The 12,864-nt window shown below is 66.1% G+C and carries 13 protein-coding genes; all 13 read right to left on the bottom strand.

The annotated features are described in order from the left end of the window. Positions 1-10: 10 nt before the first annotated feature. Positions 11-727 (bottom strand): GntR family transcriptional regulator, encoded by a 717-nt coding sequence (locus tag J2X67_RS09880; RefSeq protein WP_309952631.1) that lies wholly within the window; start codon positions 725-727, stop codon positions 11-13. A gap of 53 nt (positions 728-780) precedes the next feature. Further along, a complete protein-coding gene (locus tag J2X67_RS09875; protein WP_309952629.1) occupies positions 781-1,452 on the bottom strand; it encodes an isochorismatase family cysteine hydrolase in 672 nt (223 codons plus the stop codon). A 67-nt stretch (positions 1,453-1,519) separates the two neighbouring features. After that, a complete protein-coding gene (locus tag J2X67_RS09870; protein WP_309952628.1) occupies positions 1,520-3,115 on the bottom strand; it encodes an ABC transporter ATP-binding protein in 1,596 nt (531 codons plus the stop codon). 7 nt (positions 3,116-3,122) lie between these two features. Beyond that, on the bottom strand, positions 3,123-3,830 hold the full coding sequence (locus tag J2X67_RS09865; protein WP_309952626.1) for an isochorismatase family cysteine hydrolase: 708 nt from the start codon (positions 3,828-3,830) through the stop codon (positions 3,123-3,125). Between the two features lie 5 nt (positions 3,831-3,835). Continuing rightward, on the bottom strand, positions 3,836-4,759 hold the full coding sequence (locus tag J2X67_RS09860; protein WP_309952624.1) for an ABC transporter permease: 924 nt from the start codon (positions 4,757-4,759) through the stop codon (positions 3,836-3,838). Then, positions 4,756-5,859, bottom strand: a complete 1,104-nt coding sequence (locus J2X67_RS09855; protein ID WP_309952623.1) for an ABC transporter permease — start codon at positions 5,857-5,859, stop codon at positions 4,756-4,758. Before J2X67_RS09855 ends, J2X67_RS09860 begins: the two co-directional genes overlap by 4 nt. An 18-nt stretch (positions 5,860-5,877) precedes the next feature. Continuing rightward, complete coding sequence (locus J2X67_RS09850) at positions 5,878-6,996, bottom strand: BMP family ABC transporter substrate-binding protein (RefSeq protein WP_309952621.1); 1,119 nt, start codon at positions 6,994-6,996, stop codon at positions 5,878-5,880. A 53-nt stretch (positions 6,997-7,049) separates the two neighbouring features. After that, complete coding sequence (gene hpxZ / locus J2X67_RS09845; protein ID WP_309952620.1) at positions 7,050-7,430, bottom strand: oxalurate catabolism protein HpxZ; 381 nt, start codon at positions 7,428-7,430, stop codon at positions 7,050-7,052. After that, entirely contained in the window at positions 7,427-8,260 is an 834-nt protein-coding gene (locus J2X67_RS09840) for an ABC transporter ATP-binding protein (protein WP_309952619.1), read from the bottom strand. The genes hpxZ and J2X67_RS09840 overlap by 4 nt, the downstream gene beginning before the upstream one ends. Beyond that, on the bottom strand, positions 8,257-9,090 hold the full coding sequence (locus J2X67_RS09835) for an ABC transporter permease (RefSeq protein WP_309952617.1): 834 nt from the start codon (positions 9,088-9,090) through the stop codon (positions 8,257-8,259). The genes J2X67_RS09840 and J2X67_RS09835 overlap by 4 nt, the downstream gene beginning before the upstream one ends. Before the next feature lie 2 nt (positions 9,091-9,092). Then, the gene (locus J2X67_RS09830) at positions 9,093-10,097 is read right to left on the bottom strand and encodes an ABC transporter substrate-binding protein (RefSeq protein ID WP_309952615.1); all 1,005 of its coding nucleotides are present in this window, start codon (positions 10,095-10,097) and stop codon (positions 9,093-9,095) included. Positions 10,098-10,114: 17 nt separating this feature from the next. Next, positions 10,115-11,827 (bottom strand): allophanate hydrolase, encoded by a 1,713-nt coding sequence (gene atzF / locus J2X67_RS09825; protein WP_309952613.1) that lies wholly within the window; start codon positions 11,825-11,827, stop codon positions 10,115-10,117. Between the two features lie 124 nt (positions 11,828-11,951). Next, the gene (locus tag J2X67_RS09820) at positions 11,952-12,815 is read right to left on the bottom strand and encodes a M48 family metallopeptidase (protein WP_309952611.1); all 864 of its coding nucleotides are present in this window, start codon (positions 12,813-12,815) and stop codon (positions 11,952-11,954) included. Positions 12,816-12,864: the final 49 nt, after the last annotated feature.

Below are 12,864 nucleotides of genomic sequence, written 5' to 3'. Positions count from 1 at the left end.
GCGGCCCGCTTCAGCGGGGGGCGCTTTTTCCGGCGTGCCGCGCCAGGTGCACCTGGTGCAGCGTGATCTTGCGCACTTCGGCCTGGCTGGTCTCGATGTGCGCGCGCAGCAGCATTGCGGCCTGGTCGCCGCGATTGGCGCGAACGGCTTTCAGGATCTTGGCGTGCTCGTCATAGGTGGCGTCGATGCGCGGCTGCTGCGTGAAGTCGAGGCGGCGGATGATGCGGATGCGGTCGGTCACGTCGCCATGAACGCGCGCCATCTCGGCGTTGCCCGCGGCGGCCACCAGCGAGCAATGAAAAGCTTCGTCCCATTGCGCCACCTGGGCGGTGTCGCTGCTGCGCTGGGCTGTGGGCACAAGCCAGATGTCGGCCAGCGCTTCGAGCAGGCTGCGGTCGACGCGGCGGTCGGCCTCGCACAGGCGATGCACGGCCGTGGTCTCGAGCACCATGCGCAGGTCGTAGAGCTGCTCGAACTGGTCGAAGTCGAAAGGCAGCACGCGCCAGCCGCTGCGGAACAGCACCTCGACGAAGCCCTCTTGCTGCAAGCGGAACAGCGCCTGCCGCACCGGCGTGCGCGAAACGCCCAGCCGCTCGCTGATCTCGTTCTCGGTGAAGCGGTCGCCCGGCACAAGAATGAAATCGGCAACGTCGCGCTTGAGCTGCGCGTACACCTCGTCCGCGCGTGTGCGAAAAACGGTTTCGCCGGCGGCGGGGGCGGCGGACATGGGCGAGGCGGGGCGGGAACGAACAGTAGACACTTGTGGAATGGTAGTCGCTGTCATTGCCCGCCACGAAGCGCAGCCAGCAACGCCGCGCTCGGCGCGGTCCAACCCACAATGCCGCCCTGGGCGCGAACCATGTCGAGCGTGGCCGCCTTGAAGGCCGGAAAGTAGCTCTCGGTGCAGTCTTCGAGCAGCAGGCAGTCGTAGCCGCGGTCATTGGCTTCGCGCATGCTGGTCTGCACGCAAACCTCGGTGGTCACCCCGCCGAACAGCAGGTGCGTAATGCCGCGCGCTTGCAGCAGTTCATGCAGGCCTGTGGCGTAGAACGCGCCCTTGCCGGGTTTGTCGATGACGATTTCGCCGTCGATCGGAGCCAGCGCATCGATGATCTGATTGCCCGGTTCGCCCGCCACGAGAATGCGCCCCATCGGGCCTTCGTCGCCGATGCGCAATGCCGGATTGCCGCGGTTGCGCTTGGCAGGCGGGCAATCGGAAAGATCGGGCTTGTGCGCCTCCCGCGTGTGCACCACAAGGCCGGCTGCTTCTCGCCAAGCCCGCAAAGCCGTTCTTGTCGCCGGAACGATCGCTTCGAGCAGGGACACATCGTTGCCCAGCGTTTCGCCGAAGCCTCCGGGTTCGATGAAGTCGCGCTGCATGTCGATGAGGACCAGGGCAGCTTTCTTGATCTCGAACTCGTAGGGGAAGGGAATGGCTTCTTCTATGCGCATGTTCTTGCTCGCTTGTTCAGAGGGCGCGGGTGCGGCGATGGGCGGCCTTCCGATGAACAGCAGGCACTCATGCAGCAATCTCCGAAGACTCATGGTGCCCGCCGCCCATGTGCGCCCCGATCACGTGCCTCTCAGCGCCCTCAGCCGAAGTCTCGAACACGATGCGCCCTTCGCTCATCACGACGATGCGATCAGCCAGTTCCAGCAACTCGTCGAGGTCTTCGCTGATGAGCAGCACCGCCCCGCCCTTTTCGCGCACCTGCACGATGCGCTCGTGAATTTCGGCAACGGCCGCAAAGTCGAGCCCGAACACCGGGTTGGCCGCAATCAGCACGTTGATGTCGCCGGCGAGCTCACGGGCCAGGACGGCGCGCTGCACGTTGCCGCCGGAGAGGCTACGAATCGGCGCGCCCTCGCCTTGCGTCTTGACACCATATTCGGCAATCCACTCGCGCGCCCGGTTCCGCCAGAAGGGAAAGTTCAACACGCCGCCGCGCGACAAGGGCGGCCGGTCGAAATCACGAAGCGCCATGTTTTCCGCCACACTGAGATCGCCCACGCACGCATTGCGCAGCGGCTCTTCGGGAAGGCTGCGCACCTTGAGGCTGCGGTTCTCCCCGCGGCGTGCGTTGTAAGGCTGGCCCAACACCGTCACGCGGCCGGCAAGGCGGGGCCGCTGTCCGACCAAGGCCTCGACCAGCTCGCGCTGGCCGTTGCCCGAGACGCCCGCCACCCCCAGAATTTCGCCGGCGCGCACGGACAAGCCCAGGCCGTGCAACGCCAGCGTGCCGCGGTCGCCCTGCGCCTGGAGGCCTTCGACCATCAATGCGACAGGCGCTGCATCGGCCACGGGCCGCCTTGCAGCAGGCAACAAGGCAGGCGCTGAAGCCGCGCCGTCTTCAACACCCATCATGGCCTGTGCCAAGTGGGCCGGGCTCGTGTCCGCCACACGGCAATGGTGCACCGCCTTGCCGCGGCGCAACACCGTCACGCCGTCGGCATAGGCCATCACCTCGCGAAACTTGTGCGTGATGATGAGCACGGTGCAAAGCCCGCTGCGCGCGAACTCGCGCACATGGCCCAGCACTTCATCCGCCTCCTGCGGCGTCAGCACGGAGGTCGGCTCGTCGAGGATCAGGAGGCGCGGCTTCAGGTACAGCTGCTTGAGCAGTTCGAGCTTCTGTTTTTCGCCCGCGGCAAGCTCTGAAGGCCGTGCGTCCAGGTCGAGGCTGAAGGGCGTTGTCGCAAGAAACTCCTTCAGCTCCGCGCGCTTGGTTTTCCAGTCGATCAATGCGGGCGTCTTGCCTCCCGCGAGCAGCAGGTTCTCCGCCACCGTCATGCCCGGCGCCAGCGTGAAATGCTGGTAGACCATGCCGATGCCCAGTGCGCGCGCCACGATGGGGTTGGCAATGTCCTGCTCGCGCCCGTCGATCAGAATGCTGCCCTCCTCGGCGCGCTGAAAGCCCGCCACGCACTTCACCAGCGTGCTCTTGCCGGCGCCGTTTTCGCCGAGCAGCGCATGCACGGTGCCCGGTTCCACGCGCATCGTCACACGGTCCATCGCGGTGAAACTGCCGAAGCGCTTGGTGAGCTCGTAGGTGTCGAGCGCGAGTGCGCCGCTGCCGCCCGGCAGGGCGCCGATTGCATGGGAAGCGGCGCTCATGCGTGCATCACCCGAGCGCAAGCGCGGTTAGCAGCTGCTGCGAAGTGGCATGCGCGCCGAACACGCCCCCCTGCATCGTGATCATCTTCAGCGCCGCCAGATGATTGCCATGGTCGGTGGCGGCCGTGCAGTCGGACAGCAGCAGGCATTCGAAGCCGCGGTCGTTGGCGTCGCGCATGGTGGTGTGCACGCACACGTCGGTGGTGATGCCCGCAAGAATCAGGTTCTCGATGCCTCGCGTGCGCAAGATCAGTTCAAGGTCGGTGGCATAGAACGAGCCCTTGCCGGGCTTGTCGATCACCACCTCGCTGGCGAGCGGGGCCAGTTCGGGAATGATCTCCCAGCCCGGCTCGCCGCGCACCAGAATGCGCCCGCACGGCCCATCGTCGCCAATGCCCACGCCGTTGGCGCCAATCTGGCGCGAGCGCCAGCGCTTGTTGGCGGGCAGGTCCGCCAGGTCGGGCCGGTGGCCTTCGCGCGTGTGAATGATGTGAAAACCCGGCGGCCGCATTGCAGCGAGAGTGCGCGCGATAGGCTGGATTGGCGCCTGCACCAGCGAGAGGTCGTAGCCCATCACGTCGACATATCCGCCCTTGCCGCAGAAGTCGGTCTGCATGTCGATCACGATGAGCGCGGTGTTGTCGGGCCGCAATGCGCCGTTGTAGGGCCAGGCATAGGGCTCGGCCTCAACGTGGCGGCCGGTTGTGGTTGTCATGGCGTTCAATTCCTTGTCGATGAAAGTTCGCCGGGGCTGCCTACTGCCGTGCTGCCGGGCCTGCAGGTGAAAACAAGAATGACCAGCGTGAGCACGTAGGGCACGGTGTTGAACAGGTGATAGCCCCAGCCGATGCCGATGGACTGCAGCGCGGGCCCGATCGCCCCCGCGCCGCCGAAGAGAAACGCAGCGCCCACGCAGCGCAGCGGGCTCCAGCGCGCAAAGATCACCAGAGCCACCGCAATGAGGCCCTGGCCGCTGGAGATGCCTTCGTTCCAGCTACCCGGATAGAAGAGCGTGAGCGATGCGCCGCCGAGCCCGGCGATGAAGCCGCCCGCCGTCGTCGCCGCAATGCGAAGGCCCGCAACCGAATAGCCGAGCGCCCGCGTGGCCTGCGCCGAATCGCCGGCCATGCGCACCAGCAGGCCGGCCCGTGTGCGTGCAAAGCCCCACCACAACAGCACAGCCAGTGCCACGCCGATGGGCACCAGCGCGTTGAGCTGCAGTGCCGAGCGCACCACCGTGTTGTCGCTCCAGAAGCCCAGCGGTATGGCGGGAATCTGCGGTGCCTGCGGCTGGATCAGCGGCTTGCCCAGGTAGAACGCGAGCCCCGTGCCGAGCAGCATCAGGGCGATGCCTGTAGCGACATCGTTCACCCGGTCGAGCGAACACAGCAGGCCGTGCAGCAGCGCAAGCGCCGCGCCCGCCACCGCGCCGATCAGCACGCCGAGCCAGGCCGAACCGGTGAGATAGGCGCCCCCGAAAGCCGCCATTGCCGACAGCACCAGCACGCCTTCGAGCCCCAGGTTGATGCGACCCGACTTTTCGGTGAGGCATTCACCCAGGCTAACGAAAAGAAACGGAGCGCCCACGCGCAGTGCACCGCCGACGATGCCGGCCACCAGCGCAATCCACTGGTCGGCCGTCATTGCACAGCCTCCGCGGCATTCGGCTTGGGAACGGCATGGCTCACGCCCGATTCCTCGCCATGCGGAACGCGTGCGCGCAGCGCCTTCCAGTCGATCATGCGCAAGCCCTCGCTTGCAAGAATGAGCACGAATGCAATGCCCTGCAGAACCAGCACCGACGCATCGGGCAAGCCGAGCCGCCGCTGCAGCAGGCTGCCCGCCGCACCAAAGCCGCCGAACAGGATTGCCACCGGCACGATGGCCGCGGGGTTGTGCCGAGCGATGAACGACACCAGGATGCCCGCGTATCCATAGCCCGCGATCAGGGAGGCATTGGCATTGGTGTGAACCGCCGCCACCTCGACCGCGCCCGCAAGCCCCGCGCATGCACCGCCGAGCGCGCAGGCGCCCAGGATAAGCCGCGTGGCCGGCAGCCCCACGAGTTGCGCCGTGCGCGGATTGCCGCCCACCACGCGCACCGAAAAGCCCGTAGCGGTGGCGCGCAGCCACCACGCAAGCCCGAGGCAGGCGACCACGCCGATCACGAAGCCCCAGTGCACGTCGGAGCCACCGATGCCGCCGATCAGCAACCCTTCGTTCAGCGCATAAGTCGAAGGCTTGTTGAGGCTGGCCGGGTCGCGCAGCGGCCCCTCGACCAGGTGCTTGAAGATGCCGATGGCGATGTAGGCCAGCAGCAGGCTGCTGATGGTTTCATTGATGCCGCGGTACTGGCGCAGCCAGCCCGCAAGGGCGATCCACAGCGCCCCGGCAAGCGCGCCCGCAATGCACACCATGGCCGTGCCCACGATGTTGCCGGGCAGCGGCAACGCATGGGCAAGCGCCGCCGACGCCAGGCCGCCCAGCACCAGCGCGCCCTCCCCACCGATGACGATGAGCCCCGCCCGCGCCGGCAGCGCCACGCACAGTGCGGTCAGCATCAGCGGCGCGGCGCGCTGCAAGGTGTTTTGCCACGAGAACCAGTCGCCGAACGCGCCTTTGAAAAGAGTGGCCCACACCTCCAACGGATCGACGCCCGCAAAGGCCACCAGCACGCCGAACAGCAGCAGCGCCGCCGCAATGGCGAACACCGGCAGGGCGAATTCCTTGAGCGCGTGGCGCATGGTGACGATGACCCGGAATCAGGCCGAGCCGATCACGCCTTCGACCAGGTAGTTCATCTTTTCCAGCTCCAGGTCGGTCTGCTTCAGCACCTTGCCGGCCGGCACCACGACGGCGCCCTTGTTGTCCTTGATGCCGTCCTTGAAGATGTCGAAGGTGCCGGCAATCATCCTGGCCTTGATGTCGTCGGCCTGCTTCTTTGCGGCGTCGGGCACCATGGGGCCATAGGCGGACATCTTCACGTAGCCCTCCTTCAGGCCTCCGCGCAGAAAGTTGGGGTGCGGCTTGCCGGCTTGCGCGGCCTCGATCGCGGCCTTGTACGCCGTGAGCCAGTTCCACTCGGCACCGGTGAGGTACGCATTGGGCGCCAGCTTGGCCTGGCTCGCGTGGTAGCCGCAAACCATCTTGCCGCGCTTGGCCGCTGTCTCCACTACCACCTTGGGGCCGTCGACGTGCATGGTGAACACGTCGCAGCCCTGGTCGGCCAGGCTGTTGGTGGCCTCGGCTTCCTTCACGGCCATCGACCAGTCGCCGGTGAAGATCACGCTGCACGTGATGTTCGACTTGACCGAGCGCGCGCCGAGCGTAAATGCGTTGATGTTGCGCAGCACCTGCGGAATGGGCTTGGCGGCAACGAAGGCGATCTTGTTGCTCTTGGTCATGTGCGCGGCAATCACGCCGTTCAGGAACTGGCATTCGTCGATGTAGCCGAAGAAGCTGCCGGCGTTCTTCGGATGCTTGCCCTCTGTCCAGAGCCCGCCGCAGTGCGAGAAGCGCACGTCGGGGTTCTTGGGCGCCACGGCAAGGATGTGCGGATCGAAGTAGCCGAACGACGTGGGAAACAGCAGCTTGGCGCCGTCCTGCGAGATCATGCCGGCCATGGTCTTCTGTACCGCGGCGGTCTCGGGCACGTTCTCTTCCTCCACCACCTTCACTCCGGGCAGCTTCTTTACTTCGGCGGCTGCCATGGCATGCGCCTGGTTGTAGCCATAGTCGTCGCGCGCGCCGACGTAGATCACGCCGACTGTCAGCGGCTTGGCCTGTGCGCCGGCAAGGGCGCTCCAGCCTCCAAGGGAACCCGCAGCGCCGAGCGCGGCCAGGGATTTGAGGGACTCGCGGCGATTGATGGTGCTGGTCATGGGGTTCTCCGGTCTTGGATACAAGGTGGGGTGCAAAAAATGTGCCCGCGTGTTCAGCCGATCAGGCTCACGTGCGCGGCGGCCACGCGCCAGCCATCGGCGGTGCGCAGCCAGGTCTGGCTCTGGCGGCCGGTCTGGCGGCTGCCTTCGCGGCGGAACTCGGTGTTGGCGGTCGCGAAGTCGCGGCCGTAGGTGGTGATGACGGTGTGCATCAGCTCGCGCGGCGGGCTCTGCACCGGCAGCGACGCGCGAAAGGCGCTGATGGCCGCATGGCTATGGTGGTTCTCGGCATAGCCGTAGCGCAACGTGTGCGGGCTGTTCCAGAACAGTTCGTCGAGCACATCGCGCCGGTTGGTGACCAGCGCTTCTTCGTAGCGCGCGAACACCGCGGTCACTTCAGCGAGCACTTCGGGGATGTTGATTTCCAGGGTCATCTGCGAACCTCGCGTTGAAAGATGTCGAGGCTGAGCTTCTTCATCGCCACAAAGCTCTCGGTGCTCAGCGTCTCGACCGTGCGCGGCCGTGCATCGCCGTAGCGCAGGATCTCGGCCACCTTGGTGGGCCGCTTGGTCAACAGCAGCACCTCGTCGGCCAGGTACACGGCTTCTTCGAGGTCGTGCGACACGAGCAGCATGGTGGTGCCGGTCTGCATGAACACCTCTTGCAGCTTCTCGCGGATGAAGAGCGTCATCTCGAAATCCAGCGCTGAAAACGGCTCGTCGAGAAACAGCACCTCGGGGTTCGGCGCGAGCGCCCGCATGATCGACGCGGTCTGTTGCTGACCGCCCGAGAGTTCGTACGGAAAGCGCTTCAGGTCGAACTTGACGTCGAACGACGCCACCAGTTCTTCCATGCGCCGGTCGACCTCGGCCTTGCTGCGGCCTTCGAGCTTCAGCGGATAGGCGATGTTGTCGATGGTGCGCATCCACGGGAACATCGCCTCGCGGTAGTTCTGGAACACGTAGCCGATCTTGGTGTCCTTGCGCTGCTTGCCGTCGAAAAGGATTTCGCCCGAATCGATGGGAATGAGCCCCGCGACCATGTTGATGAGCGTGGACTTGCCGCAGCCGTTGGGGCCGAACACCGAGACGATCTTGTGCTTGGGTATATCGAGGTCGAAGCTCTCGTACAGCGGCCAGCCCGCAAAGTATTTGGTCAGGCCGCGAATGGTGATGTGAGTGCCGGCCGGGCCGGGCTTGAAGACGGGCTTGGGCACGTCGGCATACACCGGTCCGTTCACGACGATGTCTTGGGTGGCTTTCATCGGCCGCTCCAGTGCACGATGCGGCGCTCGGCCACAAGAAAGAGAATGTTGAGCGCATAGCCCAGCGCACCGGCGGCAAGAATGGCCGCATACATGCTCTTCACGTTGAGCACCTGCTGCGCGTCGATGATGCGATGGCCAAGGCCGGTGTCGGAGCCGATGAACATTTCGGCCACGATGACGATCACCAACGCCATCGATACCGCCGAGCGCAGGCCCACGAAGCTGGGCTGCAGGCTTTCCCACACCAGCACGTCCTTGAAGATCTGCCAGCGGGAGGCGCCCATGACGCGCGCCGCCATCACGCGCTGCTTGCGCGCATTGATGACGCCGTAGGCGCTGTTGAACACCACGATCAGCAGCGCGCCGAAAGCCGCGATGGCCACCTTGTTGACGTCGGACACGCCGAAGATCAAAAGAAACAGCGGAATCAGCGCGGACGAGGGCGTGGAGCGAAAGAAGTCGATCAGGAATTCCACGCTGCGGTAGGCCTTCTCGTTGCTGCCAAGCAGCACACCCAGCGGCACGCCGACCACCGCCGCAATCGCAAAGGCCTGCAGCGTGCGCCACACGGTCATGGCAAAGTCGGTGAGCAGCGGCCCTCCGGCGAGCCCCGTGATCAGTGCCGCAATGGTGTCCGCGGGGGTAGGCAGGAGAATCGGCTTGATGAAGCCGAGCCGCACGGCCAGGTCCCACACGATGAACAGTGCCACGGGCCCGATGAAGGGCAGCAACCGGTCGCGCAGCGGCAGCTTCGGCATTGCCGCTGGCGTGGCGCCGGCGGCCGGCGGTGTCCACGGCGCGGCCGTGGTCGTGCTTGCTTCGGCCATGGTCATGCCTTGTAGAGCAGGCCGTCCACCAGCACCTTCTTCTCGAAGATGCCTTTCTCGGTGAAGAGGTCGTAGAACTTCTGGAAGTACGCCACGTCGCTCGGCTTGAACTCGTTGTAGAGCATGTAGGAGGCGAGCGGCACTTCGGCCGTGAGGCTGCCTTCGATGGCGGTGTAGCCCTTCATGTGCTGGCGGGCATCGTCGGGCTTGGTGCGCACCAGCTCAACGCCGCGTGCATAGGCGGCGATGTACTTCTTGGCTACCTCCGGGTTCTTCTTGATGAACTCGCTGGTGAGGCTGGCCGCGCCGCCATGCCATGGCGCCATCGGATCGCCCAGGATGTACCTGGCGACGACGCCGGCCTCGATGACTCGCGTGGTGCCGTTCATGCGTCCCACGGTGCCGGTGGGCTCGAGCGTGTAGCAGGCATCGACCTGGCCCGCGACGAGAGCGGCCACGTGCTGGCCGATGGGCAACTCGCTCACCGTGGCGCCCTTGGCGCCGGCGCGTTCGAGCATGGTCTTGCACAAGGTCACGTTCTGGATGCCGGGGCCGGACGCGATCTTCTTGCCGGCCAGTTCGGCCATGGTCTTGATCGGGCTGTCCTTGGCAACGATGAATTCGTCGAGCACGAACTTGGCGTTGCTGGGGTTGGTGCAGAAGATCTTGAAGAGCCCCGGTTGCGCGATCTCGCCGATGGCGAGGTTGGCCGAGCCGGTGCCATTGGAGCTGCCGTCGCAGCGGCCCGCCAGCATGCCTTCCATGACCTGCTGGGCACCTGCAAACTTGAGCGGCTCCACGTCCAGGCCCGCTTCCTTGAAGTAGCCGCGGTCCACCGCAGCAAAGAAGGGAAGGCCCGCAGCCACGGGCCAGAAGCCGATGCGGATCTTCGGTGCCGCTTGCGCACGCACGATGGCGGGCGCGGCCAGCACGGCCAGCCCTGCTGCGCCGGCCTGCAGCAAATGGCGGCGCGATGCGGTGGCGGGCAATTTCTCAGGGATGCTCATGAAGACTCCTCGAACGGTCAGGTTGGAATGGCTTGGGAAGAAGACGCGGTGCGGCTCGCGATATAGGCACGCCAGCCGCCGTGGTGGCTCACGTCTTCGGCGTCGTGCAGCGCATGGCCTTCGCAGATGAAGCCGTGCACCCAGCTGCCGTCGGCAAGCTCCACGCTGCCGAGCCCCAGCGGCGGCGGAATCAAGGCGAGAAAGCTACCGACCTGTGCGACCGGCACCGACCACACCTCGAGCGCGATGGCGGTGCCGCCGCTTGCACAGCGCTGCAGGCCCGGCTTGGGTGGCGCGGTGCCGGGTAATGCATGAAGCCGGTAGCGTGGCGCAGTGGCCGTGGCGCGCAGCAGCGTGGCGCCGCGCTCGGTGAGCTGGCTGTTGAGCGGCATGCCCGAAAGGTGCGCGCCGACGACGGCGATGGGCATGGCCTGCGCTTGCGGGACGCCGAGCCCCGGAATGGCGCGCGGCTCTGGGAGTGGCAAGCCTGTGGCGCCTTGCGAAAGGCCTGTGGCGTGGTGATAGCGCTGGCCAAGCTCGGCCAGTGCAAGGTCGCTGCCGCAAGGGCCGATCAGCGTGATACCGAACGGCAGGCCATCGGCGCGCAGCGAACTCGGCACCGAGATGGCGGCGTAGTCCAGCAGGTTGACGAAGTTGGTGTACGCGCCAAGGTTGCGGTTGAGCACTACAGGGTCGGCGCGCATCTGGTCGCGCGTGTAGTGCGTGGGCGCCGTCGGCACCAGCAGCACGTCGATGCCGCGCCACATCGGTTCGGCCTGTTGTGCGAGCGCGCGCAGCCTTGTTTGCGCATCGAACACGTCGGCTGCGCTGTAGCCGCGGCCGCTTTCGAGAATGCTTCGCACCGGCTCGATCACCTGCGAGCCGTGCGCGTCGAAGAATCCGCGCACTGCGGCATAGCGCTCGGCCACCAGTGCGCTTTCATAGAGCAGCGCAGCGGCTTCGGCCAGAGGGGCGTACGGAATGGTCACAGCCGTTCCGCCAAGTGCGACAAGCCGGGCCTGTGCGTCGCCAAAGGCGGCTTCAGCCTCGAGGTCGCCGAAGAAGCTCAGCGTGTCGGGCACGCCGAAGCGGAAAGCCGACGGAAAGGGCTCGCCTAGCAGGGCAAGCTCTCGCGAATACGGGTCGCGCGCGTCCGGCCCCGCAGCCGCAAGAAGCACATCTACAGCCACGGCGACGGTGCGCGCGAAGATCGACACGCAGTCCGCGCTCTGGGCAGCCGGCACCACGCCAACGGCGCTCAGCAAGCCGCGCGAGGGCTTGATGCCGACGATGTTGTTGAGCCCGGCAGGCACGCGGCCCGAGCCGGCCGTGTCGGTGCCGAGTGCGAAGTCGACCTCGCCCTTCGCCACCACATAGGCCGAACCCGAGCTGGAACCGCCCGAGACATAGCGTCGGTCGAAGGCGTTGGGCACCTCGCCATAAGGAGAGCGCGTGCCGTTCAGGCCGCAGGCGAACTGGTCCAGATTGGTCTTGCCGAGCAGCGATGCACCGGCATCGAGCAGCTTTTGCACCACCGCCGCGTGGGCTGCGGGCTGGCGGTCGAAGGCCGGGCAGGCGGCCGTGGTGGGCACGCCGGCCACATCGATGTTGTCCTTGACTGCGAAGCGCAGGCCAGCGAGCGGGCCGTTGCCCGCATCTGCGCCGGGCACGGGCCGAGGGAAGCGCGCGATCCACGCCGCGGCTGCCGATCCGTTTTCTTCATGCACCATATCAAAGCATCCAAACTTGTGTACAAGTCGAGATGCAAGCAGTGTGCCAAGGCGATCGGAGGTCGCCCTTCAAGAAGTTCTATTGGGTTTCGCCCCCTCTCCCTTTGGGAGAGGGAGTAATACTTCAACTCCGCTTGGCTTCCCGGTAGAGCTTTTCCACCTTCGGCAGGTTGGCTTCGAGCTTCTGGATGCGGTCCGGCCCGCTCGGGTGGGTAGAAAGAAAACTCAGCCCGCCCTGGTTCTTCGACGCCGTGGCCATCTTCTTCCAGAGCGATACCGAGGCCTGCGGGTCGTAGCCGGCGCGGGCCGCCAGTTCGAGGCCCACCAGATCGGCCTCGGTCTCATCGCTGCGGCTGAACTTGAGGGTAATCAGCTGGGTGCCGGCACGGGCCGCCAGGTCGCCCATCTGGCCCAGCCCCAGCAGTTGCGCACCGATGGAAAGCGCGGCGCCGGTGCCGGCGCTCTTGGCGAGGCGGGCGCGCGCATGCTCGCGCAGCGCATGGGCCATTTCGTGGCCCATCACCATCGCAACCTCGTCGTCGTTGAGCTTGAGCTGTTCGAGGATGCCGGTGAAGAAAGCGATCTTGCCGCCCGGCATGCAGAAGGCGTTGATCTGCTTGCTGCCGATGAGGTTGACCTCCCACTTCCACTCGCGCGCCCGCGTGTTCCAGGGCGTGGCAAAGGGAATCAGGCGGTTGGCGATGGTGCGCAGCCTCTGCAGCTGTGCGTTGCCGTCACCCGCGAGCGCGTTCTTGGCGCGCGCCTGCTGCAGCAGTTGGCCGTATTGCTGCACACCGGCCGCCTCGACGCGATCGGCCGGCACCAGGTTGCGCGCCACCGATGCATTGCCCACGTTGACCTGCGCCAGCGCAGGCCCGCCGAGCGCCGCGCCCGCCGCGGCAAGCAGAAAGGCCCGCCGCGGCTGCCAGGCCGAGAGGCGGGAGACCGAAGCCGTGGAAGGAACAGGGAGCTCGCATCGTGTGCACATGCGCGGATCATAGGAACAATTGCCGACAAAAAGACGGCTCGGCGCACGG

The organism is Variovorax sp. 3319 (genome assembly GCF_031456585.1).
GTDB lineage: Bacteria > Pseudomonadota > Gammaproteobacteria > Burkholderiales > Burkholderiaceae_C > Variovorax > Variovorax paradoxus_P.
This window is presented reverse-complemented; position numbering and strand designations above follow the sequence as displayed.